Origin of the sequence: Cellulosimicrobium sp. Marseille-Q4280 (assembly GCF_943181405.1) — a bacterium.
Classification (GTDB): Bacteria; Actinomycetota; Actinomycetes; order Actinomycetales; family Cellulomonadaceae; genus Cellulosimicrobium.
In genome coordinates this window covers 933763-955829 of sequence record NZ_CALPBY010000001.1, presented here as the reverse complement: position 1 = coordinate 955829, position 22067 = coordinate 933763, and the positions used below count along the sequence as shown (strand labels likewise).

Sequence of the window (22067 nt, the reverse complement as noted above, 5' to 3'; positions counted from 1 at the left end):
CTGGGCGCGGCACGACGGACGGTCGCCGCAGCGCCTGACGTCAGGCGTCGGGGCGGGGCGAGCCGACGAGGTCCTCGGGGAGCACCTCGGGGCCGGCCTCGGGCGGTCGCGGGGCCTCTGCCGTGAACGCTCGCAGCGCGAGCAGCGCGATGTCGTCCTCGCGCGTGGGCGCGAGGTCCGCGATGAGGCCGTCGCACAGCTCGTCGAGGGTCAGGCCCCCGAGGCTCTCCGCGGCGCTGCGCAGGCGCTCGAGGCCGACCAGGAGCGACTCTCCGCGGCGTTCGACGAGACCGTCCGTGTAGAGCAGGACGGTCGACCCGGGACGGATCAGCTGGGTGTGGTCCTGGCGGTCGGTGTGCACCCGCACGCCGAGCGGCAGGTCCGCCCGCCGGTGCAGCAGCTCGGCCGTCCCGTCCGGGTGGATGAGGAGCGGTGGCAGGTGGCCGGCGCTCGACCAGCGCAGCCTCCGGAGGTCCCGCTCCTCGAGATCCTCCGGCTGCTCGACCCTGGCGAGGATGCCGGTGCTGATCGTCCCGACGGCCAGGTCGTGCATCGCCCAGTCGAGCGACGCGAGGATCGCGGCCGGCGGCTCGATGACGGCGTGCGCGCCGCCCCGCAGCAGGTTGCGCACCTGGGCCATCGAGACCGCAGCCCGGAGGTCGTGGCCGGTGACGTCGCCGATGACGAGGCACGTGCTGCCGTCGCGCACGAGGAACGCGTCGTACCAGTCGCCGCCGATCTGCGCCCCGGAGGTCGCCGGCGCGTAGCGGGCGACGAGGTGCAGGTGGTCGGGCTCGGGCAGCGGCGTGAGCAGGCTGCGCTGGAGCTCCTCGGCCAGGTCGCGCTGGACCGCGTGGAGGTGGGCGTTGTCGAGCGCGAGGCCGATCTGCGCCATGACGTCGCGCAGCGCGGCGAGGTCCGGCTGGGTGAAGTCGCCGCGCTCGGCTCCTCGCACGAGCGTGATCAGCCCACGCACGTGCCCGCGCCCGCGCAGCGGCATGACGACGAACGCGTGCGGCGCGAGGCTCACGAGCAGGTCGTGCGCGGGACCCTCCTCGACGAGGTCTCCGGGGCGCGGTGTCCCGGACCGGAGCGCGTGCGGCGCGCCGGCGAGCGTCTCCGCGATGAGCGACGACGGGGAGAGGGCGGGGACGCGGATCGCGCGGTACCGGTCGAGGACGGGCTGCGCGGCAGGGTCGGCGTGCAGCGCCGCCACGTCGTGGAGCCGCTGCTTCCACGGCGCCGGGCCCTCGTCGAGGGTGCTCGCGATGGCGAAGTCGGCGACGCCGGGCACGAGATGGGGAAGCACCGCCTCCAGGGCCTTGACGGGGTCGAGGGTCTCGGCGAGGTCGGCGGCGACCGCGGCGAGGAGCGCTGAACGTGCCTGTGCTCGCTCGGCGAGCTCGAGCGCACGACGACGCTCCGTGATCTCCGTGAAGTACGCCGCGACCCCGCCGCGCTCCGGGACGGCGCGGACCTCGTACCAGCCGTCGAGGGGCGCCGGGTAGTAGGCGTCGAAGACGACCGGCACCCCGGTCCGCGCGACCTCGCGGTAGCCGTCCCCGAACGTCGAGCCCGACGCCGCGGGGAAGAGGTCCCACACCACCCCTCCGAGCAGGTGCTCGCGCGGGCTGCCGAGGATCCGTTCCGCCTCGGCGTTGACGTAGCCGAAGCGCCACTCGGGGTCGAGCCAGTAGTAGCCGACCGTCATGTCCTCGAGGATCTGCTGGACCCGCTCCTCGCCCGCACGCAGCGCCGTCGTGTCGGTCGTGACGCCGACGACCTGCTCGGCGGCACCCGACGGTCCGGCGAGCGCCCGGCCACGGGCGGTCAGCCAGCGCGTCGTGCCGTCCGGTCGCACCACCCGGAACTCCGCCTCGTACACGCCGCACGTGGCGATCGCCCGGTCGAGCGCGGCCGTGACCGGGCGGACGTCGTCCGGGTGCACCCGGGCGTTGAAGGCGTCGATCGTGCCGCCGAAGGTCTGCTCGTCGTACCCGAAGACGTCGAGCAGCGCCGCGTCCCAGCGCAGCGCGCCCGTGACGAGGTCCCACTGGAACGTCCCGAGCCCCGCCGCCCGGGCGGCCGCCGCGAGCAGCGCCGGCCGGTCGACGTCGGCATGGTCGACACCGTCCGTCGTGGCTCGCGACCGCCCCGCCCGGTGTGCGGGCGCCGGGCCCCCGGGATCGTGCATGGTTCCTCCGTGCCTCGTGGGCGCCGTGTGGCGTCGCAGCGCACATCATGCCCTGCGGGGACGACGTTCGCCCTCGTTCGTGGTCGCGGTCGACCAGTGGCCGGGGCGCGTGCGGGGGGCGCGGGGTGGCAGGCTGGGCGCATGACATCCGGTTCCACCCTGCTCCCGCCGCGCAGCGCGTCGCCTCGGTCCCCACCCCTCCCGCGCCGGGCGCGTCTCGGGTCGCCGCGATCGACTGCGGCACCAACTCGATCCGCCTCCTCGTCGCCGACGTCGACCCCGTCGCGGGCACCCTGACCGACCTCGACCGCCGCATGGAGGTCGTCCGCCTCGGGCAGGGCGTGGACCGCACGGGGCGGCTCGCCCCCGAGGCCCTCGAGCGGACGCTCGACGCCGCACGCCGCTACGCCGCGGTCGTCGCCGAGCTGGGCGCGACGCGGACGCGGTTCGTCGCGACGTCTGCCACGCGCGACGCCGAGAACCGCGACGAGTTCGTGCAGGGCGTCCTCGACGCGCTCGGCGTCGAGCCGGAGGTGGTGTCGGGCGAGGAGGAGGCGGCGCTGTCGTTCCGGGGCGCGACGTCGACCGTCGCGGGCCTGCGCCCGGGACCGTACGTGGTCGTGGACCTCGGCGGCGGGTCGACGGAGCTCGTGCTGGGCACGTCGACGCCCGACGCCGCGTACTCGATGGACGTCGGCTGCGTCCGCCTCACCGAGCGGCACCTGCGCAGCGACCCGCCGACGCCCGCCGAGGAGGCTGCCGCTCGTGCCGACGTCCGGGCGGCGCTCGACGAGGCGGCCCGCGTCGTGCCGCTCGGCCGGGCCGCGACGCTCGTCGGGCTCGCCGGGTCCGTCACCACCGTGACCGCGCACGCGCTGCGCCTCGCGGCCTACGACCGCGACCGGATCGACGGCGCCGTCCTGTCCGTCGAGCAGGTCCTCGCCGCCTGCGACGACCTGCTGCACCGTTCGCGCGCCGACCGCGCCGCGCTCGGGTTCATGCACCCGGGGCGCGTCGACGTCATCGGCGCAGGGGCGCTCGTCTGGTCGGAGGTCGTGGCGCGGGTGCGCGACGACGTCGCCGCAGCGGGTGGCGAGCTCACCGACGTCGTGACGAGCGAGCACGACATCCTCGACGGCATCGCCTGGTCGATCGCCTGACCCGGTCGGGGCGGCAGGTCACTTCTCGGCGGCGGGCCTGCCGGACGAGCGCCGCCGACGGACGATCTCGACGACCACGTACGCGAGGAACGCGTAGAGCACGACCCGGCCGACCCACAGGAGGACGGGGCTCCGGACGTCGTAGCCGAGCGGGACGCCGAGCAGTGCCAGGACGACGCTGCCCCAGGCCGCGCGCCCGCCTGTGTCGAAGTCCGCACCGGCGCCGACGACCAGCACGAACGTCGTGAGCGCCGCGATGCCGAAGGCTCCCCAGAGGTAGCTCGTCCCTTCCTGCCGGTCCGCGGGGCCGCGGGCCGTGACCAGCCTGACGACGCCGCGCAGCAGCATCTCGACCGGCACGAGCACGGCGGGGACCGCGAGCAGGCCGAGTCCGGCGGCCATCACGAACAGGAGGAAGAGCAGCCACAGGTCCTCGGCCAGCGTCTCCCTGGTGCCGAGGACGCCGTCGAGGGCCCACGGCAGCGCGAGCGCGAGGGCGAGGAGCGGGGTGAACGGGGTGGCCCACCAGCCTCGGAACGGGGCCTTGCGCCGGAGCCTCCTGCTCGCCGGCCGGTCGTACACGCGCCAGCCCAGCCGGAGCATGAGCGCCCACTGCAGGCCGATCACGACCATGATCGCGGCGATCGCGCCGGTGACCTCGTCGGTGCTCTCGTCAGCACCCGGGGGCAGGGCGAGCAGGATCGCCAGGATCACGACGAGCGTCAGCGCGGCGACCAGGAGCTCGGTGAGGCGGAAGCGCCGCTGGGTGCGGAGCCGTGCCCGGAGCAGCTCGGGCTCCGTCGGGGCGTCGGTGGTCGGCACCGCAGCAGTATGCCCGCCGAGGCCGGCGACCAGCAGGGTGCGCCGGCCGAACCCCGGGACAGGTCGCGATCAGCCGGCTGATGCGCGCGCAACCCGGGGTTCGGCACGTCGGCTTCCGCACGATTTCGACCGCTCCGACCGCTCTGGGCGGTCCGGCGTGCGCGGGATCACGCCCGTCTGGCGGACGCCCGGGCTCGCGCGTCCCGGGAGCAGTAATACTCTGGAACCATGCCTCAGAATGACCTGACCTCGGTCAGCCGTGCCCAGACCGCTTCGCCGCGGCCCCGCAAGGTGCCGCGCGTCGTCGTGCTCGGCGGCGGATCCGTGGGCCTGTACGCCGCGCGCCGCCTGCGCAAGAAGCTCGGTCGCCGCGAGGCGGCGATCGTCGTCGTCGACCCGCGCCCGTACATGACCTACGCGCCCTTCCTCCCCGAGGCCGCCGCCGGGTCGATCGACGGTCGCGACGTCGTCGCGCCGCACCGCCGCGCGCTCAAGGGCGTGGACGTCCTCCAGGGCAAGGTCGTGGCGATCGACCACGGCAACCGCCGCGTGACGATCCACCCGGAGGAGGGCGACGACTACTCGGTCACCTACGACCACCTCATCGTCGGCCTCGGCTCCGTCTCGCGCACGCTCCCCATCCCGGGTCTCGCGGAGCACGCGATCGGCTTCAAGAACGTCGAGGAGGCCATCGCCGTCCGCAACCACGTCCTCAACCGCATGGACGTCGCCTCGTCCACGTGGGACGAGACGCTGCGGCGCCGGATGCTGACCTTCACGTTCGTGGGCGGCGGGTTCGCGGGGATCGAGGCGATGGCCGAGATCGAGGACATGGCCCGCTACGCGACGCGCAACTACGCCACGATCGAGGAGAAGGACCTCCGCTTCGTCATGATCGAGGGCGCCGGGCGCATCCTGCCCGAGCTGAGCGAGCCGATGGCGGGCTACGCGCTCGAGGAGCTGAAGAAGCGCGGCATCGAGTTCCACCTCAGCACGTTCCTGTCCTCGTGCGTCGACGGCCACGTCGTCACGTCGACGGGCGTCGAGTTCGACTCGGACACGATCGTGTGGACCGCGGGCGTCAAGGCGAACCCGGTCATCAAGGAGGCCTCGGACCTGCCGGTCGACAAGATGGGGCGCGTCACGGTCCTCCCGACCCTGCAGGTCGCGGACGCCGAGGGCGAGGTCGTGCCGAACGCGTGGGCCGCGGGGGACTGCGCCGCGGTGCCGGACGTGCTGAACCCGGGCAAGTTCTGCCCCCCGAACGCCCAGCACGCGATCCGTGAGGCGACGCGCCTCGCGGACAACCTCGCGCTCGAGCTCCACAGCGAGCCGCCGGTCGAGTACCGCCACAAGAACGTCGGCACCGTCGCGTCGCTCGGCCTGTACAAGGGCGTCGCGGAGCTGTTCGGCGTCTTCAAGCTCCGCGGCGTGCTCGCGTGGCTCATGCACCGCAGCTACCACGTCATGGCGATGCCGACGGGCAACCGCAAGATCCGCATCTTCATCGGCTGGATGGGGCAGTTCCTCATGGGGCGCGAGCTCGTCTCGCTCGGCTCGCTGCACGACCCGCGCGCCGAGTTCCGCACCGCCTCCGTGCCGCCGAAGAAGGACGGCGAGCCCGTGAAGCAGAGCGCCCAGGGCTCGGCGGCCGCGGCCGAGGCCGGCGGGTCGGACGCGACCATCGACGCGGACGACAGGACGCCGGCGGCCAAGGCCTCCTGAGCAGGTCCCGACCGCCCGGCGAGAGTCGGCATCCTGCCCGACGACGAGGGGCGGGCCGCGCGTGCGGCCCGCCCCTCGTCGCGCGTCGGGAAGGCCCCGCGTCGCGGACCTGACCGGGCGCGTCGAGCACCCGGTAGATTCGGGGCGCGCCCCCATAGCCCAACTGGCAGAGGCGGCCGGCTTAAACCCGGCGCAGTGCGGGTTCGAGTCCCGCTGGGGGCACGCTCAGGAGAGCCCCGTCGGTCCGTCCGGCTCGGCGGGCGGCGCGGCCTCCTGGCCCAGGACCACGAGGTTGCCGTCCGGGTCCTGCACGCGCGCGACGCGCTCGCCCCAGGGCTGGTCCGTCGGCGGCTCCACGACCGTCACGCCCGCGGCGGCCAGGTGCTCGACGGCACGGTCGCAGTCGTCGACGTACACCCACAGCGTCGTGCCGCCGCGGACGTCCGCCTCGTCGGCGAGGCCGATCCCCAGCGGGGACACGCCCACGTGCACGTTCACGTACACGGGCGGGCCGTCGTCGGGGAACGCGTACGCCACCGTGCCCCGGAGGAGGTCGCGGTAGAAGCCGAGGGACCGCTCGACGTCGGCCACCGTGAGGATCGGGAAGAGGCTCCGGAACATGCCTCCATGGTCGACCCGGCGGGGCGCTCCCGCCCGACGGGACCCTCCCGCGCAGCCGGTGGGGCTCCTGCTAGGGTGCCGACGAACCACGCGGGGTGTCCCGCCCGGGCGACGAGCGCCGGGCCGAGGGACCGAGACGAGCGGTGAGGCCGCCCGGACCCGTCGAACCTGATCTCGCTAGCACGAGCGGAGGAACGTGGGCATGACGACGTCTGCCATCACCACCCTGACCACCCCGACCACCGGGATCCCCGGTGCTCTCGTCGCTGCGGACGAGGACGGCTTCACCGCCGGGCTCGGCCGTCGGTACGCGCACCTGTTCGCCGAGTTCTACGACCACCCGTTCCTCGCAGGGCTGCGGGACGGGACGGTCGAGCCGGCAGCCGTCCGGCACTACGTGGGCCAGGACCACCAGTACCTCACGGCGTACCTGCGCTGCTACGGGCTCGGCATGGCGCTCGCCCCCGACCGCGCGTGGGCGGCGTGGTTCCACGGCAAGGCGGGCTTCCTGCTCGACGACGAGTCCCACGCCCACCACGCGATGTGCGACTTCCTCGGCGTGCGGTACGAGGACGCGCAGGTCTCGCGGCTCGCGCCGAGCGCGCAGGCGTACGTCGACCACATGCTCGCCGCGGGTCGGGACTCCCTCGGCGTGCTGCTCGCCGCGCTGCTCCCGTGCCCGTGGACGTACATCTGGTCGGCGCGGCGCTTCTGGCTCGACGATCGCGCGTCGACGCCGGGTGCGATCGCCGCCGACCACCCGCTCGCGGGGTGGTGGGAGTTCTACGCGGCGGAGCGCACCGAGGACGTGCTCGCCGACCTGCGGGCGCGCCTCGACGCGCTCGCCGCCGACGCCGGGGAGGCCGAGCGCGCCCGCATGGAGCTCGCGTTCGAGCTGAGCTGCCGGCACGAGATCCGCTTCTGGCAGATGGCTCAGACGCTCGAGGGCTGGTGAGCCTTACGCCCGCAGCAGATCCGCGCCCCGGCCCGGCGACGACCGGACCGGGGCGCGGGTAGCGTGACCGGCATGGACGGACAGACCCTCGCGACCGGCGGCGCTGCCGCGTCACGGCCGAGCCCGACGAGGCGTCCCGAGCCTCTCCTGCGTCACGTGATCGGCGGCATCCTGCGCCGTGCACGGCTCGCCCAGGGGCGCACGCTCGTCGACGTCTCCACCGCGGCCCGGGTCTCGACGGCGTACCTGTCCGAGGTCGAGCGAGGTCGCAAGGAGGCGTCGTCGGAGGTTCTGGCAGCGGTCTGCGCTGCGCTCGGGATCCGGCTCGTCGACCTCGTCGCCCGGACGGGGGAGGAGCTGCGTCCCGTCGGCCCGGTGCTGGTCCTGTCGTCCGCCGGGGCCCGGCCCTCCGCGCGTGCCGCCCTCGCGGCGCGTCACCGCGGCGCGAGGTCCGGTCCTGCCGCCTCCGCGCGCGTCGCGCGCCACCGGTCTCTCGCCGCCGCCTGATCTCGGGGCGTTCTGTGCGGCCCCGTGTCGCTGCCCGCCGGGGCGCACCCGACGGGGCTACGTTCGATGCATGACCGAGCCGCCCGTCCTCCAGGACCTCGTCGACGACGCCGCGTTCCTGTCCCACGAGCACGAGCTGCACCTCGCCGACCTCTACGGTGACGACTCGTGGGACGCGGACCTGTCGACGGGCACGTTCACCTTCACGTCCGCCACCGGCGTCGCGACCGGGTGCCGGCTGCAGTTCCTCGGGACGTCCGCCCCGGGACCCGGGACCTGGATGTGGGCCTGGCACAACGTCAACGACTTCCCCGACGAGGTCCTCGTGGCGGCGGAGAAGACCCGCGGCGCCGGTCTGCCGGAGACGACGACCGCCGAGTTCTCGCTGTCCGAGGAGCTGCCGCACCGGCTCACGCTCGCGGCCAAGACGACGACCGGGTCGTTCGCGCACTACAGCGCACCGGTCGGGGGCGGCACGCGCGCCTGGTTCCTCCTCGAGCACCCCACGCTCGAGCTGCCCTCGCCGAGCGTGCCGCGCGTCGTGCGCACGCTGAGCGAGGGCCTGCTCGCCGTGACCGTCGTCGACCACCGTCGTGCCGTGCTCGCCTACGCGCACGGCCGCGGGCTCGAGGTGGAGCCGGGCGACGACGGGGCGGTCGTGCTCGTCGTCCCGGGCGGCGCGGTGACCGTGGCGTTCGACGACTCCGCCCGGATCACGCAGATCCAGGCGACGGCGCGACCAGCCGCGGAGCCTGTCGACGCCGGGCCTGCCGACGCCGGACCTGCCGACGGCGATCCAGCACCGGTCGGGGTCGAGGCCGAACCCGCCCCGGTCGAGGCCCAGGCCGATCCCGGTGCGGCCGACACCGGGAGCGCGGCGGGTGCCGGCCAACCGAGCCCGCCGCCGCGCCGGCGCTGGTTCCGCCGGCACGGCTGAGGCGCTGAGGGATCAGCTCCAGGTCACGGTGCGGGAGTCGCCGAACGCGTTCGTGCGGATCCAGACCTGCGCGCCCGGCTGCCCGTAGTGGCACCACATCCCGCTCCGCGGGAAGTTCCCGTTCGCGTCGGTCCGCAGCTGGCGGTTGTTGCGGTCGACGGAGTACGTGCGCGTGCCCTCGAACATGTGGTCGCCGTTGTGGCTCGTCCAGCACGACACCGTGAACGGCGTGTTGGGCTCCGCACCGGAGATCGACAGGTCGACGATCGCGCACGACGAGTGGGTGCACGTGACGGACGGGTAGTTCGATCCCTTGTACGCCTGGAGGACGGGCTCGGGCCGCTTGTCGGACGTCGCGCTCCGGCAGGTCTGGTTCGCCGCACCCTCGGTCGGGGTGACGGTCACGCAGATCTCCCGGGTCTCCGAGTAGCCGACGCTCAGCGTCCCGGACCCGGACGCGCTGTTCGAGCGCACGGCACCGGTGACCGACGTGGTGTACGGGCGACCGTTGTCGGACGTCGACCAGCTGTAGGTGATGGCGCGGTCTCCGCCGCTCACCGTCAGCGTCGGCGCGGGGATCGGTCCGTAGGGGGTCGCCGTCGCGCTCGAGGCAGGTCCCGGCTCGTCGGCGCCGTCGACGCCGGCGACCGCGCGGACCTGGATCGTCGCCTCGCGGCCGTCGGTGAGGCCGCCGACGACCCTGTTCGCGGCGAGGGCGGCCCAGCCGCCGCCGGCGTTGTACTGGTACCGGATCTCGTCGGCGCGCACGCCGCTGCCGGTCGCGGCGCCGAAGGAGAGCTCGACCTGCCCGTCCGACCCCGTGGCGCGTGCGCTGAGGCCCGAGACGGCGCCGGGCGCGGCGAACGCGCGGACCGCGTTGGACGCGGGGGAGCTCTCGGCGTCACCGAACTTGTCGGTGGCCTTGTTGTGCGCCCGGACACGGAACGTGTACCCGGTGGTGTCGGCGGGCAGACCCACGGTCGTGCTCGTCGCACCGCCGCCCGCGGTCACCGTCCGCACGACGGAACCGCCCTGGAGCACGTCGACCGAGTACTGCGAGATCGCCGCACCGTTCGGGTCGGGCGCCGTCCAGGAGACCTCCATCTGCGACGTGGCGCCGATGGACGTGCGCCGCGCGGTCGGCGCCGCGGGCGCAGCGGGCTTGCCCGCGGGGGTCTCGGACGCGGAGGTCTCGCCCCACTCGGACGGGTCGGGTGCGCGGTTCTCGGCCTGGACCTGGACGGTGTAGGCCTGGCCGTTGGTCAGGCCCTCCCAGGTGGTGGTGGTCTCGGTCAGGCACGTCTTGTCGGTCGCGCCGCCGGCGGGGGCCGGGGAGATGCGCAGGTTGACGCACTCGATCGCGGACCGGTCGGTGTAGGTCGCGTTCTTCCGCGCGGCGGTGAGGGACTCGTCGCCGACGTCGTTGGTCGCGAACACGGTGAACGTGTACTCGACGTCGTTCGTCAGCCCGTCCAGGGTGCAGGTCGTGGTGCCGCACGCCTTCTCGTACCCGTTCTGGGACCGCACGGTGTAGCCGGTGATCTCGGCGCCGTTGTTGTTCGGCGGGTCCCAGGACAGCACGACCGTCTTCGAGCGGACCTCCTCGACCTGCGGCGTGGGGGGTGCCTCGGGCTTGCCGAGCACGGTGAGCTGGATCCGGCCCTCGACCTCGCGGTCGGGGTCCTGCGTCGCGTCCTGCACGCGGTAGCGCACGACCATCACGCCGACGAAGTCCTCGCGCGGGGTGACGGCCACCTGGTCGCCCGCGAGCGACACCGAGCCCTGGCCGGTCTCGACCACCGCGTTGAGGAGCGTGAGCGGGGTGTCGGGGAACGGGTTCGAGTCGTTGTCGAGCACGGGGACCACGGTCTCCTTGCCCTGGTGGGCGTCGGGGACCGCGTCGTCGTTCGCGCGGGTCAGGGGCCGCGTGGACGCCACCACGGTGAGACGGGCCTGCGTCGCCACGGGCGGGTTGTTCTCGTCGGAGACCGTGACCGGGACCTCGACGACGGTGCCCTTCGACACCTCGGGCGTCGCCTGGGCGAGCAGCGTCGAGCCCTCCACCGAGACGGTGATCCCCTGACCCGGCGCCGACGCCTTGAACGACAGGGCGTCGCCGTCGGGGTCGGTCGCGAACCGCGCGAGGTCGACGGACGCCTCCTCGCCCGCAGCGACCTCGAGGGTCGCGTCGCGCAGCTCCGGCGGCAGGTTCTCCGGCGGCAGGACCGTGATCGGGAGCGTGAGGAGCGCGACGTTGCCCTCGGGGTCGTCAGGCCCGGAGCCGTCGGTGACCTCGAAGGTGACCGACGCCGGCCCGTGGTACTCCGGGCTCGGCGTGTAGGTGATCTGCGTGACCGACGTGACCACGCGAGAGCCCTCCGTGGCCTTGACCGTCTCCTCCGTCGTCAGGCGCGGCGTGCGGCCCTCGACCACCAGGACGTGCTCGGTGATGTCGATGTCGAGCGACTGTCCGGCGACGACCTCGAGGGACGTGCCCGGGCGCAGCGTCGGGACCTGGTCGGTCAGGCCGGGGACCCTGACGAACGCCCTCGCGGTGAGCCCGTCGACGTCGGTCACCGTGTAGGTGAGCACCTGACGCTGCTCGGTGAGCGTCACGACGAGGTCGCCGTCCTCGCTCACCGTCGCGGTCTGCGCGTCGGTCGAGACCTCGAGCTCCGTCGCGGCCCCGTCGGGGTCCTCGTCGTTGGCCAGCACGGGGATGCTGACCTCGGTCTCGCCGAGGATGTCCTCGACCTGGACCGCGTCGTCGCGCGCGACGGGGGGCAGCAGCGGGGCGTCGGCGGCCACGTTCACGGTGATCGCGCCGGTCGCACGGGCCCCGTAGGTGTCCTGGATGCCGTAGTAGAACGTGTACGCCCCGTCGTCCGGCGGGGACGTGATGACGATGCGGTCGGCGACGACCTCGGCGCCCAGGTCGTGCTCGTCCTCGACGGCGGACGGGACGAGGGCGACCTGGTCGCCGTCGGGGTCGGTGTCGTTGCGCAGCGCCGCGACCGAGACCGTCCGGTCCGGCCGGACGGTGATCTCGTCGTCGACGGCGACCGGCGACTGGTTGGTCTCGGCCGGTCGGGAGATGCCGACCCGCACGGTCCCGGTCGCGGTCGCGCCGCGCGCGTCGAGCACCGAGTACGTGAACGTGTCCAGGCCGGTGGAGCTCTTCGACGCGCTGTACTCGAGGCTCCCGTCGACCACGCGTGCGGTGCCCTTGCTCGGTGCCGAGGCCACGCCGGTGACCTGGACCGAGTCGCCGTCGGGGTCGATCCCGAGGAGAGGGACGTCGACGCGCACGGCCGCGCCGGACAGGACGCGGGCCTCGATGTCGCGGGGCTGGGGCGGCTCGTTGTCCTCGTCGTCGCGGATGCGGATCGTGACCTGGGCGGAGTCCTCCTGCCCGTTGGCGTCGCGCACGCGGTAGATCGCGTGCGCGGTGCCGGCCTCCGCGCCGGCCTTGAAGCGGAGGGTGTCCTCGGAGACGAACGCCTCGCCCAGCGCCGGGTCGACGTCCTGCTCCAGCTCGGTCTGCAGGAAGAGCTCGAGCCCGTCCGGGTGCGTGTCGTTCTTCAGGACGGGGATCGTCACGACGTCGCCCGTGTGCACCATGACCTCGTCGGCGACGGCGTTCGGCGGCTGCAGCTTCGTCGGGGCGGGCACGGCGACGACGCGCACCTGCCCGGTGGACGACTGCGTCCCGTTCGAGACCGTGTACTCGACGGTCACGGGGCCGTCCAGCCGCCGGATCTCGGTGATGCGCAACATCTGGTGGGCGAGCACGGCGACCGACACACCGGCGTCCTCGGGCACCGTGACCGACTGCACGACGAGCACGCCGCCGGCCGGGTCGGTGTCGTTGGCGAGCACGTCGACGAGCGTCGTGCCGCCGGTGGGCAGGAGCGCGGTGTCGGCGACGACGATCGGCGGGCCGCTCGCGGCGTCGGGCGGCAGCACGTCGACGCGGACGAGGCCCGTCGTGACGCCCGGGCCGTCGGTCACCTGGTACGTCAGGTCGTACGAGCCGGGCTCGTCGGCCGCGAACGCGAAGGTCCCGGCGTCGAGGTTCGGCGTGATGAGCGCCCGGTCGTGCTCCGAGACGGCCGTCAGGCGCAGGGCGTCCGAGTTCGGGTCGCTGTCGTTGCGCAGCGGCTCGACGGTGACGGACTGCTCGGCGGGGACGACCACGTGGTCGTTCACCGCGATCGGCGGCTGCTGGCCCGCGACGACGTCGACGAGCAGCTTGCCCTCCGCGATGCCGCCCAGGCCGTCGGCCACCGCGAGCGTGACGATCTTGCGGCCGGTCGAGCCGCCGCCGTCACGGAGCTCGACCGTCCCGTCGGGTCGTGAGCGGACCTCGTCCCCGGCGACCGTCGCGTCCGCCGACGCGAGGTACAGGTCGTCGCCGTCGGGGTCCTTGAAGAACGGCAGCACCTTGATCGTGGCGGTCCCGCCCTGCGCGACCTTGAGCACCGGGTCGCCGGTCTGCTCGGGGGCCTCGTTCTCGTCCCAGGGGGAGATCTTCAGGGAGACCCCGGCCTCCGCCGTCCCGCCGCGACCGTCGGAGACCGTGTACCGGAAGCCGAGTGTGCCCTCGGCGTCCTCGGGCACGACCGCCTGCAGCGCGGCACCCCCGAGGATCTGCTCGACCGTCACGCCGTCCGGTCCGTCGCCCACCACCGTCGCCGTCATGACGTCGCCGTCGGGGTCGACGTCGTTCGCGAGCACCGGCAGGATCGTCGTGCGCCCGGGGCGGGCCCCGAACACGTCGTCCTTCGGCTGCGGCGGCTTGTTCGGCTGCGACCGGTCCGCGATGAACTGGTCCACCTGCTCCGGGTTGGTCAGCTCGGCGTCGGACTCCTCGCCCTCGGCCTCCTCCGGGAGCTGCACGTCCCAGTCGTCGACCTTCTCGTACTCGTCCGCCGCCATCCACAGCGTCCCGGCCGCCAGGTCGTTGAGCACGATCACGTGCCGGTTCACCCGGTACTCCAGGCGAGCCTGCAGGTCCACGCCCTCGAGCCGCTTGTCCAGGTCGCGATCGGTGCCTGCGCAGTCCCGGACCACCTGAGCCGTGGACCCCCACGCGCCGTAGGTGCAGCCGTCGAGCTGCACGGGCGCCGACGGCGATCCCTGCGCCGCGCGCGTCAGCGCGTCACCGCCGTCCAGCGGCTGGGTGACGAGCCCCGACGACGTCGCGACGACGACGTTCGCCGACCCGGCGGACGGCTGCTGCAGCCGCGCGCCCTCGCCGTCGTCGAGGAGGACGGTCTTCCCGCCCGGGAGCACGAGCGTCGACGCCGAGCGGTCCAGGACGACGGGCTCGTCGCCGACGGCGGTCACCGCGAGGTCGGCGCCGGGGCCCACCGGGAGGTTCGCGGTGCCGGGCGCGCCCTGGACGACGCCCTTGTCGGACGTCTCCACGGTCCACAGCGTCCCGGTCGACGGGACCGCGACGAACACCGTGCCGTCGCCCGAGACCGTCAGCGCACCGTCACCCTCGACCTCGGCGACCGGCTCCGTCTCCTCCGGGTCGAACGCCGTCGCACCGTCGAACGGCAGCACCCACAGCAGGCCCTCCTCACCGTCGAGCACCGCCGTCGTCGCACCCCCCGACGCCACCTGCGCCCCCGCCGGCAGCCGCACCTGCCCGTCCAGCGTCAGGTGCGCCACCTCGACCGGCGACGCCGTGCTCGTCCCCTCGTCGTCCAGCAGCACCCGACCCTCGTCCTGCTGCACGTCGAACGACGCCGACCCCGCCACGAGCACACCGTCGATCGCCTGCGACTCGTAGTTGAACCGACCCAGCTGCCCCGACGACGTCTTCGTCACCCACACACCCGAGTCGTTCAGCTCCACGTCGGCCGTCGCCTCGCCCTCGTAGAACCACGCGAGTCCCACCAGTGCCGTCGAGAACACCGACACCGTCGTCACCGACGCCACGGCGCGACGGTTCTCGTTGAGACGTTGCAGGAAACCCACGGAACTCCCCCGGTTGGTACCTCGGCTCGGCCTGCACCGGCGGAGCGAGGCCGGGAACGGCCCTGGTCGGCGCGAGCGGCCCGGACGAGCATAGCCGGGGCGGGAGAGCGGGGGACAGGCCACCGAGGGGGCAGAAGTCCCCATCCGGTGCCTGAGGACGGTCTCAGCGCAGCAGCAGGGGGTGGGTCTGCGCGGCGTTGTCGTCGAGCCGCTCGACGTGCCGGCGGGCGAGCACGTCCCGGGCGGCGACGCCCTCGGACCGGGCGGTGCGCGCCGCGAGCGCCTGGGCGCGGGCGGCGGCGCGGCGTCGGCCCAGCGCGGTGAGGTGCGAACCGACCCGGACGAGCAGCCGGTCCACCCCGTGCAGCTCGGCGGTGCGGGGCAGGGTGGGGGAGTACGCGCTCACGAGGGGTTCTCCTTGCCGTCGACGAGGGGAAAGAGGTTGAAGTGGACCTGGACGGGCCGGGCACCCGGCGTCTGCTCCTGGTGGGAGAAGCGGTCGAGGGTGTCGGAGAACTGCTCCCACGCCGCGCCGACCTCGGCCATCTGCTCCGCGGTCAGCCAGATCGCCGTCGTCGTGAGCCGGGTGACGTCGAGCCACTCGCGATCGAGCGTCTGCGAGTTCTCCAGGAGCGACTGGATCTTGCGGGCGCGTGCCTTCTCGAACTCGAGGGCGACCGTGAGGGTGGTAGCGATCGCCGCGACGTCGTCCGGGTCCTCCGGGAGCCCGACCCGGAAGCCCCCGGGCCGGCGCTCCCACCACCGTTCGCGGCCGGTGCCGCGGTCGGCGACCTCCTGGATGAAGCCGTGGCGCGCGAGCTGACGCAGGTGGTAGCTCGTCGACCCGCTCGACTCGCCGACGAGCTCGGCGATCCCGCTCGCCGTGAGCGCCGAGTGCGCGGAGAGCAGGTCGAGGATCTGGATCCGCAACGGGTGGGCCAGGGCCTTGAGCTGGGCAGGCCCGAGGGACTCCTCGTGCTCCTCGGGGGCTGTCGCTCCGACGTCGTCCGTGCTCATGCCCACGACGATATCTATCCAAAGGATTCTTTGCAAGGGTTTCTTTGCAGAGATTCCTCTGGATAGATGGCCGCGGCAGCGGCGCCGCGCGTCAGGGAGCGGGCCAGGTCGTCCTCTCGTAGTGCGTCCCGTCGATCACGACCCACGCCTGGGCAAGCCCGCCGTTGATGTAGGCGTTGCCGAGCACGCACGGCAGGTCGACGAAGCCGTTGGCGTTGAGCGTCCGGGTGTAGGAGTTGCCCGAGATGTTGTGGTCGTACCCGTTCGCGTTGCTCCAGCACTGGAACGAGTGGGAGCCCGACGGGAAGTCCGCGTTCGCGTGCACGCGGAACTGCGTGCACATGTAGCCCGAGCAGCCGGCGACGTTGCTCTGCGGCCCGCGGACCACCCACGCCCGCGGGTTCGGCGGCGGGGGCGGCGCGTCGGTCGTGCCGGACGCCGAGACGTACCCCGAGCAGCCGGCGGCGTTGCACGCGCGCGCCTGCACGGTGTAGCTGCGCGAGTACCCGCCCGCGAGGTCGATGCGCCCCGTCCCGGTGCCGCTCCTGCTCTCCGAGCCGGACAGCGACCACTCGACGCGCGCGGCGTTGCCGCCGTCGGAGCTCGGCCCGCTCACGGTGAAGTAGCCGTCGGTCGCCGACGCCTTCGTCCACGACACCCCGGGAGTGCTGGGGGTCGTGTACGGAGTGACGGAGCCGGACCGGCCGGTCCACGCCGAGCACCCCGCGGCGTTGCACGCCTGGACGTCGAACGTGTAGGGCTGCCCGTTCGTCAGACCGGTGAAGGTGGAGGTCGTGGCGGTCGTCTGGATGCTCCGGCCGCCGGTGCCGTTCGCCCGCACGGTGTACGTCACCGCGTCGCCGTTGGCGTCCGCCGCCCCGAAGGTCACGCGCGCCTTCCCGTTCGTGTCCCCGGAGATGAGCGCGGCCGAGGGTGTCCCGGGTGCCCCGGGCTTGCCGTAGGGGATCACCGCGGCCGACGCGGCGCTCGTCGCGCCCCTGCCGGCCTTGTTCTGGGCGGTGACGGTGAACGTGTACGACGACTCGTTGTCGAGGCCGGTCGCCGAGAACGAGGTCTTCCCGGCGACCGGCACGGTCGCGCCGTCCGGGGAGCCGTTGCGGAACCGCTGCACGTGGTAGGTCGTCACGGCGTCACCGTTCTCGAACGGCGTGCTCCACGTCACCCCGATCACGCCGCCGTTCACGGCGCTGTCCGTGCGCGTCGCGCTGGGCGCGGCGGGCGCGTCCGGCACGCCGGCCGGGACCTCGGGGTCCGACGCGGCGCCCCACTCCGACGGCTCCGGGGCGTCGTTGACCGCCTGGACGGTCACCGTGTACGGCACGCCGTTGTCGAGGCCCGACCACACGGTCTCGGTACCCGCGACGCACGACTTGCGGAACACTCCGTCGTCCGGTGCGGGGACGATCTCGAGGTTGACGCACCGGATGGGGGACCTGTCGGTGTAGGTCGCGTTCTCCCACGTCACCGTGAGGGACCTGTCGCCGAACGTCAGGGTCGGTGCTGCCGGCGGGTCCGGCTTCTCGTCCGGCCGCGCGGGCGGCGAGGGGGGCGACGCCGGCGACGGGCCGACCGCGTTCTCCGCGACGACCGTGAACGTGTACTCGACGTCGTTCGTCAGCGCGTCGAGCGTGCACGTCGTCGTCGCGCACGCCTTCTCGTACCCGTTCTGCGACGTCACCGTGTAGCCCGTGATCTCCGCGCCGTTGTTGTTCGGCGGGTCCCACGACAGCACGACGGTCTTCGAGCGGACCTCCTCGACCTGGGGCGCGGTCGGCGCCTCGGGCTTGCCGAGGACCGTGACCGTGACGCTGCCCTCGACCTGCCGCTCGACGTCCTGCGTCGCGTCCTGGACCCGGTACCGCACGACGAGCACGCCGACGAAGGACTCGTCCGGGGTCACGAGGACCTCGTCGCCGTCGATCTGGGCGGAACCGTCACCGGTGTCGACCGCGGCCCCGAGGAGCTCGAGAGGCCCGACCTCCTCGAACGGGTTCTTGTCGTTGCGCAGCACGGGGACCGAGATCTCGACCCCCTGGTGCGCGTCCTCGACGACGTCGTCGACGAGCGTCGCGAGCGGACGGGTCGACGCGACGACGGTCACGGCCAGCTCGCCGCCGACCCCGGGGTTCTCGCCGTCGCTCACCTGCACGGGCACGGCGAGCGTCGTGCCGCGCTGGACGTCGGCCGAGGCGCGGACGGTGACGGTGGTCCCCTCGACGGTCGTCGTCAGCCCGGGGGCCGACCCGGTGACGGTGAACGTCAGAGGGTCCTCGTCCGGGTCCGTCGCGAACCGGGCGAGGTCGATCGAGGTCTCCTCGCCGGCCGCGACGTCGACCGTCGGCGCGCCGAGCACGGGCGGCAGGTTCTCCGGCGGGAGCACGCGGATCGGGAGGGTCAGGACGGCGGTCGCACCGTCGGGGTCGTCCGGCCCGGTGCCGTCGGTGACCTCGAAGGTGACGCCCGCCGCGCCGGCGTACTCGGCGCGCGACGTGTAGACGATCGTCGTCGCGCCCGTGACCTCCCGCGTCCCCTCGAACGCCGTGACCGCAGACTCCTCGGTCAGGCGCGGGGTGCGGCCCTCGGCGACGACGACGTAGTCGGCGACGTCGATCGTCAGCGGTTCGCCGCTGAGCACCTCGAGCGGGGTGATCCCGGCCCGCAGGACGGGCTTCCGGACAGGTTCCTCGGCCGTCCCGAGCCCCGGCACGCGCACGAACGCGCGCGTGCTGAGCCCGTCGACGTCGGTCGCGGAGTACGTGATCACCTGGGCGTCGGTCGTCAGCGGGACGGTGAGCACGCCGTCCTCGTCCACGACGACGTCCTCGTCCGCGACCTCGACCGTGAGCTCCTGCGCCGTCCCGTCCGGGTCCTCGTCGTTCTCGAGCACCGCGACGTCGACGCTCGTGCGACCGAGCACCGCCTCGACGGCGACGACGTCGTCGTGCGCGACGGGCGGCAGCAGCGGCGCGTCCCGGCGTGCGACCACCGTCACGGCGGCCGAGGAACGCGCGCCGAACGTGTCCTGGACGGCGTAGTAGAACGTCGACGTCCCGTCGTCGGGCGGGGTGGTGACGACGACGCGGTCGCCCACGACCTCGGCGGGCAGCTCGAGCGTGCCCTCGACCTCCGACGCGACGAGGGAGAGCCGGTCGCCGTCGGGGTCGCTGTCGTTGTCGAGCACGTCGACGGCGACCGTGCGCCCCGGACGGACCGTGACCTCGTCGTCGACCGCGACGGGCGGCTGGTTGGTGGCGGCCGGGACCGAGATGCCGACCCGCACGGTGCCGGTCGCGGTCGCACCGCGCGCGTCGACCACCGCGTAGGTGAACCTGTCCGTGCCGACGGCCGTCGCCGCGGCGGTGTACTCGAGGTAGCCGTCGACGAGCTCGGCCGACCCCTTGCCGGGCGGCGACGCGACGCCCGAGAGGGTCACCCAGTCGCCGTCGGGGTCGACGCCGCCGAGCGGGACCGCGATCCGGACCGTCGTCCCGCTGAGCACGCGGGCGACGACCTCGGGCGGGCGCGGCGCGGCGTTGTCCTCGTCCGCCCGGACCCGGATCGTCACCTGGGCCGAGTCCTCCTGGCCGTTGACGTCGCGGACGCGGTAGATCGCGTACGTCGTCCCCGCCTCGGCCCCGGCGCGGAACCGGACGAGGTCCTCGGAGACGAACGCCTCCCCGACGGCCGGGTCGACGTCCTGCTCGAGCTCGGTCTGGAGCGTCAGCTCGAGCTGGTCGGGGTGCACGTCGTTGCGCAGCACGGGGATGTCGACGACGTCGCCGGCCTGGACCGTGACCTCGTCGGGCAGCGCCGTGGGCGGGCGCAGCTCGACCGGCGGCGGGACGGGCACGACGCTGACCTCGCCGACCGCGGTCCGGGTGCCGTTGGACGCCGTGTAGCGGAAGGTCACGGGCTCCGACTGGCGGCGCACCTCGGTGACGCGCAGCACCTGGTGCGCCAGGACGGCGACGGAGATCCCCGATCCGTCCGGCACGTCGACGGACTGGACGACGAGCACGCCGCCGGCGGGGTCGGTGTCGTTCGCGAGCACGTCGACGAGGGTCGAGCCGTCGGCGGGGAGCAGGGCGCGGTCGGACACGACGACGGGCGGGGCGTCGTCGTCGGCCGGGGCGACGACGTCGACGCGCACGAGGCCCGTCGTGACGGACTGGCCGTCGCTCACGTCGTACGTCAGGTCGTAGGACCGCGCCTCGGTGGAGCGCACGTCGAACGTCCCGGCCTCGAAGCTCGGCGTGATCTCCGCGGGCGCCTGCTCGGCGACCCCGACGAGGCGCAGGGCGTCGCCGTCCGGGTCGGAGTCGTTGCGCAGGGGCGAGACCGTGACGGTCTCGCCGAACGGGACGACCACGTGGTCGTTGACGGCGGTCGGGGGCTGGTCGGCGGGGACGGAGTCGACGAGGAGGCGGCCCTCGGCCGTGACGCGACCGTCGGAGACGAGCAGCTCGACGATCTTGCGGCCCGGCGCGGCGCCCGCGTCGCGGTACTCGACCGTGCCGTCGGGGAGGGTGCGGACCTCGTCGCCCGCGCCCGACGTGCTCGCCGAGGACAGGAAGAGCTCGTCGCCCTCGGGGTCGCGGAAGTAGGGGAGGACCTTGATCGACGCCGTGCCGCCCTGCACGACCTTCAGCACGGGCTCGCCGGTCTGCGCGGGCGGCTCGTTGACGTCCCAGCCGAAGACCTCGAGCGTGACGTCGGCCTCGGCGGTCCCGCCGGCCCGGCCGTCGCTCACCCGGTACGTGAACGACGAGCGTCCCGCGGCGTCCGCCGGGACCGTCGCCTGGAGGGCCGCGCCGCCCAGGACGGGCTGGACCAGCACGCCGTCCGGCCCGGCGCCGGCGACCTCCGCCGTCATGACGTCGCCGTCGGGGTCCACGTCGTTCGCGAGCACGGGCAGGATCGTCGTGCGCCCGGGGCGCACGCCGAGGAGGTCGTCGTTCGGCAGCGGCGGCCGGTTGGGCTTCGAGCGGTCGGTGAGGACCTGGTCGACCTGCTCCGGCGAGCTCTCCTCGCTCTCGGACTCCTCGCCCTCGGCGTCCTCGGGCTTGACCTGGTCCCAGTCGTCGACGACCTCGAACTCGTCCGCGGCCATCCAGAGGGTTCCGGCCGCCAGGTCGTTGAGCACGATCGCGTGGCGGTTCACCCGGTACTGCAGGGTCGCGCGAGCGTCGACGCCGTCGAGCGTGCGCTGCAGGTCGCGCTCGGTCCCGTCGCAGTCGCGCACGACCTCCCCGGAGGACGACCAGGCGCCGTACGTGCAGCCGTCGAGCTGGACGGGCGGCGCCGGGACGCCGCTCGCACGCCTGACCACCGCGTCGCCCCCGCGCAGGGGCTGCGTGACGAGACCGGTGGCCGTCGCGACGACGACGGAGCCCGACTCGGCGGACGGCTGCTGGAGCCGCGCCTCGGAACCGTCGGCCAGGCTCACCACGCTGCCCGACGGGAGCACGAGCGTGGAGGCGGTCCGGTCGAGGACGACGGGGACCTCTCCGACCGTCGTGAGCTCGACGTCCGCGCCGGGGGAGACCGCGAGGGCGGACGACGTCGGCTCCTCGGCCACGCCGTCCGGACCGGTGCGGACCTCGTGCAGGACGCCCTCGGCAGGGTCGGCGACGAAGACCGTGCCGTCCGTGGAGACGGCGAGCGTGCCGCCCTCCCCGACGGTGGCGACCGGCTCGGACTTCTCGGGGTCGAGGCCGGTTGCGGCGTCGAACGGCATGACCCACAGCGTGCCCTCGTCGGTGTCCAGCACGGCGACCGTGCCGCCGCCCGAGCGGACCTGGGACCCGGCCGGTGCGCGCACGGAGCCGTCGAGCACGAGGTGGGCGATGTCCACAGGGCTCGCGGCGGACGTCGCGAGGTCCTCGACGAGCACCCGGCCCGCCTGCTGCTGGACGTCGAACGACGTGCTCCCGGAGAGCAGGGAGCCGTCGAGCGCCTGGGACTCGGCGTTGAACCGGCCGACGAGGCCGGTGGACGTCTTCGTCACCCACACGCCGGAGTCGTTGAGGTCGACCTCCGCGGACGCCTCGCCCTCGGACAGCGCGGCGACGGCGACGAGCGTCGTCGCGAAGAGGGTCACGACGGTCGCCGAGGCGACGG

At 73.8% G+C, this 22067-nt stretch carries 12 protein-coding genes and 1 tRNA gene; 6 read left to right on the top strand and 7 right to left on the bottom strand.

The genetic code is table 11. The features are described from left to right. Window positions 1-40: 40 nt before the first annotated feature. Complete coding sequence (locus NFS20_RS04185; protein WP_251150455.1) at window positions 41-2194, bottom strand: SpoIIE family protein phosphatase; 2154 nt, start codon at window positions 2192-2194, stop codon at window positions 41-43. Window positions 2195-2424: 230 nt separating this feature from the next. Between NFS20_RS04185 and NFS20_RS04180 the strand changes: the two genes are divergently transcribed. Then, window positions 2425-3354: a Ppx/GppA phosphatase family protein gene (locus tag NFS20_RS04180; RefSeq protein ID WP_251150607.1), complete on the top strand. Its 930-nt coding sequence runs from the start codon at window positions 2425-2427 to the stop codon at window positions 3352-3354. A gap of 18 nt (window positions 3355-3372) precedes the next feature. Here NFS20_RS04180 and NFS20_RS04175 read toward each other — a convergent pair whose 3' ends face one another. Beyond that, window positions 3373-4176, bottom strand: coding sequence for a hypothetical protein (locus tag NFS20_RS04175; RefSeq protein WP_251150454.1), 804 nt, complete (start codon window positions 4174-4176; stop codon window positions 3373-3375). 228 nt (window positions 4177-4404) lie between these two features. Between NFS20_RS04175 and NFS20_RS04170 the strand changes: the two genes are divergently transcribed. Continuing rightward, window positions 4405-5901: an NAD(P)/FAD-dependent oxidoreductase gene (locus NFS20_RS04170; RefSeq protein ID WP_251150453.1), complete on the top strand. Its 1497-nt coding sequence runs from the start codon at window positions 4405-4407 to the stop codon at window positions 5899-5901. A 148-nt stretch (window positions 5902-6049) separates the two neighbouring features. Beyond that, a tRNA-Leu gene (locus tag NFS20_RS04165) sits at window positions 6050-6123 on the top strand. A gap of 3 nt (window positions 6124-6126) precedes the next feature. Here NFS20_RS04165 and NFS20_RS04160 read toward each other — a convergent pair. Beyond that, entirely contained in the window at window positions 6127-6522 is a 396-nt protein-coding gene (locus NFS20_RS04160; protein WP_251150452.1) for a VOC family protein, read from the bottom strand. A gap of 202 nt (window positions 6523-6724) precedes the next feature. Between NFS20_RS04160 and NFS20_RS04155 the strand changes: the two genes are divergently transcribed. The 3 genes from NFS20_RS04155 to NFS20_RS04145 all read left to right on the top strand — a co-directional run bounded on the left by NFS20_RS04155 (window position 6725) and on the right by NFS20_RS04145 (window position 8921). Next, a complete protein-coding gene (locus NFS20_RS04155; protein ID WP_251150451.1) occupies window positions 6725-7477 on the top strand; it encodes a TenA family protein in 753 nt (250 codons plus the stop codon). 72 nt (window positions 7478-7549) lie between these two features. Then, entirely contained in the window at window positions 7550-7984 is a 435-nt protein-coding gene (locus NFS20_RS04150) for a helix-turn-helix domain-containing protein (RefSeq protein WP_353050413.1), read from the top strand. Between the two features lie 70 nt (window positions 7985-8054). After that, complete coding sequence (locus tag NFS20_RS04145; protein WP_251150450.1) at window positions 8055-8921, top strand: DUF6882 domain-containing protein; 867 nt, start codon at window positions 8055-8057, stop codon at window positions 8919-8921. A gap of 12 nt (window positions 8922-8933) precedes the next feature. Here the strand turns inward: NFS20_RS04145 and NFS20_RS04140 are convergent, their stop codons facing one another. The 4 genes from NFS20_RS04140 to NFS20_RS04125 all read right to left on the bottom strand — a co-directional run bounded on the left by NFS20_RS04140 (window position 8934) and on the right by NFS20_RS04125 (window position 22047). Further along, entirely contained in the window at window positions 8934-14909 is a 5976-nt protein-coding gene (locus NFS20_RS04140; RefSeq protein WP_251150449.1) for an Ig-like domain-containing protein, read from the bottom strand. 163 nt (window positions 14910-15072) lie between these two features. Then, complete coding sequence (locus NFS20_RS04135) at window positions 15073-15315, bottom strand: hypothetical protein (RefSeq protein WP_251150448.1); 243 nt, start codon at window positions 15313-15315, stop codon at window positions 15073-15075. Next, entirely contained in the window at window positions 15312-15926 is a 615-nt protein-coding gene (locus NFS20_RS04130) for an ArsR/SmtB family transcription factor (protein WP_251150447.1), read from the bottom strand. The genes NFS20_RS04135 and NFS20_RS04130 overlap by 4 nt, the downstream gene beginning before the upstream one ends. Window positions 15927-16017: 91 nt before the next feature. Further along, on the bottom strand, window positions 16018-22047 hold the full coding sequence (locus NFS20_RS04125) for an Ig-like domain-containing protein (protein ID WP_251150446.1): 6030 nt from the start codon (window positions 22045-22047) through the stop codon (window positions 16018-16020). Window positions 22048-22067 lie beyond the last annotated feature (20 nt).

Bases quoted from the DNA above. Each gene is read 5' to 3' on its own strand.
- NFS20_RS04130 (WP_251150447.1), bottom strand. From the start codon at position 15,926: ATGAGCACGGACGACGTCGGAGCGACAGCCCCCGAGGAGCACGAGGAG.
- NFS20_RS04155 (WP_251150451.1), top strand. From the start codon at position 6,725: ATGACGACGTCTGCCATCACCACCCTGACCACCCCGACCACCGGGATC.
- NFS20_RS04150 (WP_353050413.1), top strand. From the start codon at position 7,550: ATGGACGGACAGACCCTCGCGACCGGCGGCGCTGCCGCGTCACGGCCG.
- NFS20_RS04170 (WP_251150453.1), top strand. From the start codon at position 4,405: ATGCCTCAGAATGACCTGACCTCGGTCAGCCGTGCCCAGACCGCTTCG.
- NFS20_RS04185 (WP_251150455.1), bottom strand. From the start codon at position 2,194: ATGCACGATCCCGGGGGCCCGGCGCCCGCACACCGGGCGGGGCGGTCG.
- NFS20_RS04160 (WP_251150452.1), bottom strand. From the start codon at position 6,522: ATGTTCCGGAGCCTCTTCCCGATCCTCACGGTGGCCGACGTCGAGCGG.
- NFS20_RS04145 (WP_251150450.1), top strand. From the start codon at position 8,055: ATGACCGAGCCGCCCGTCCTCCAGGACCTCGTCGACGACGCCGCGTTC.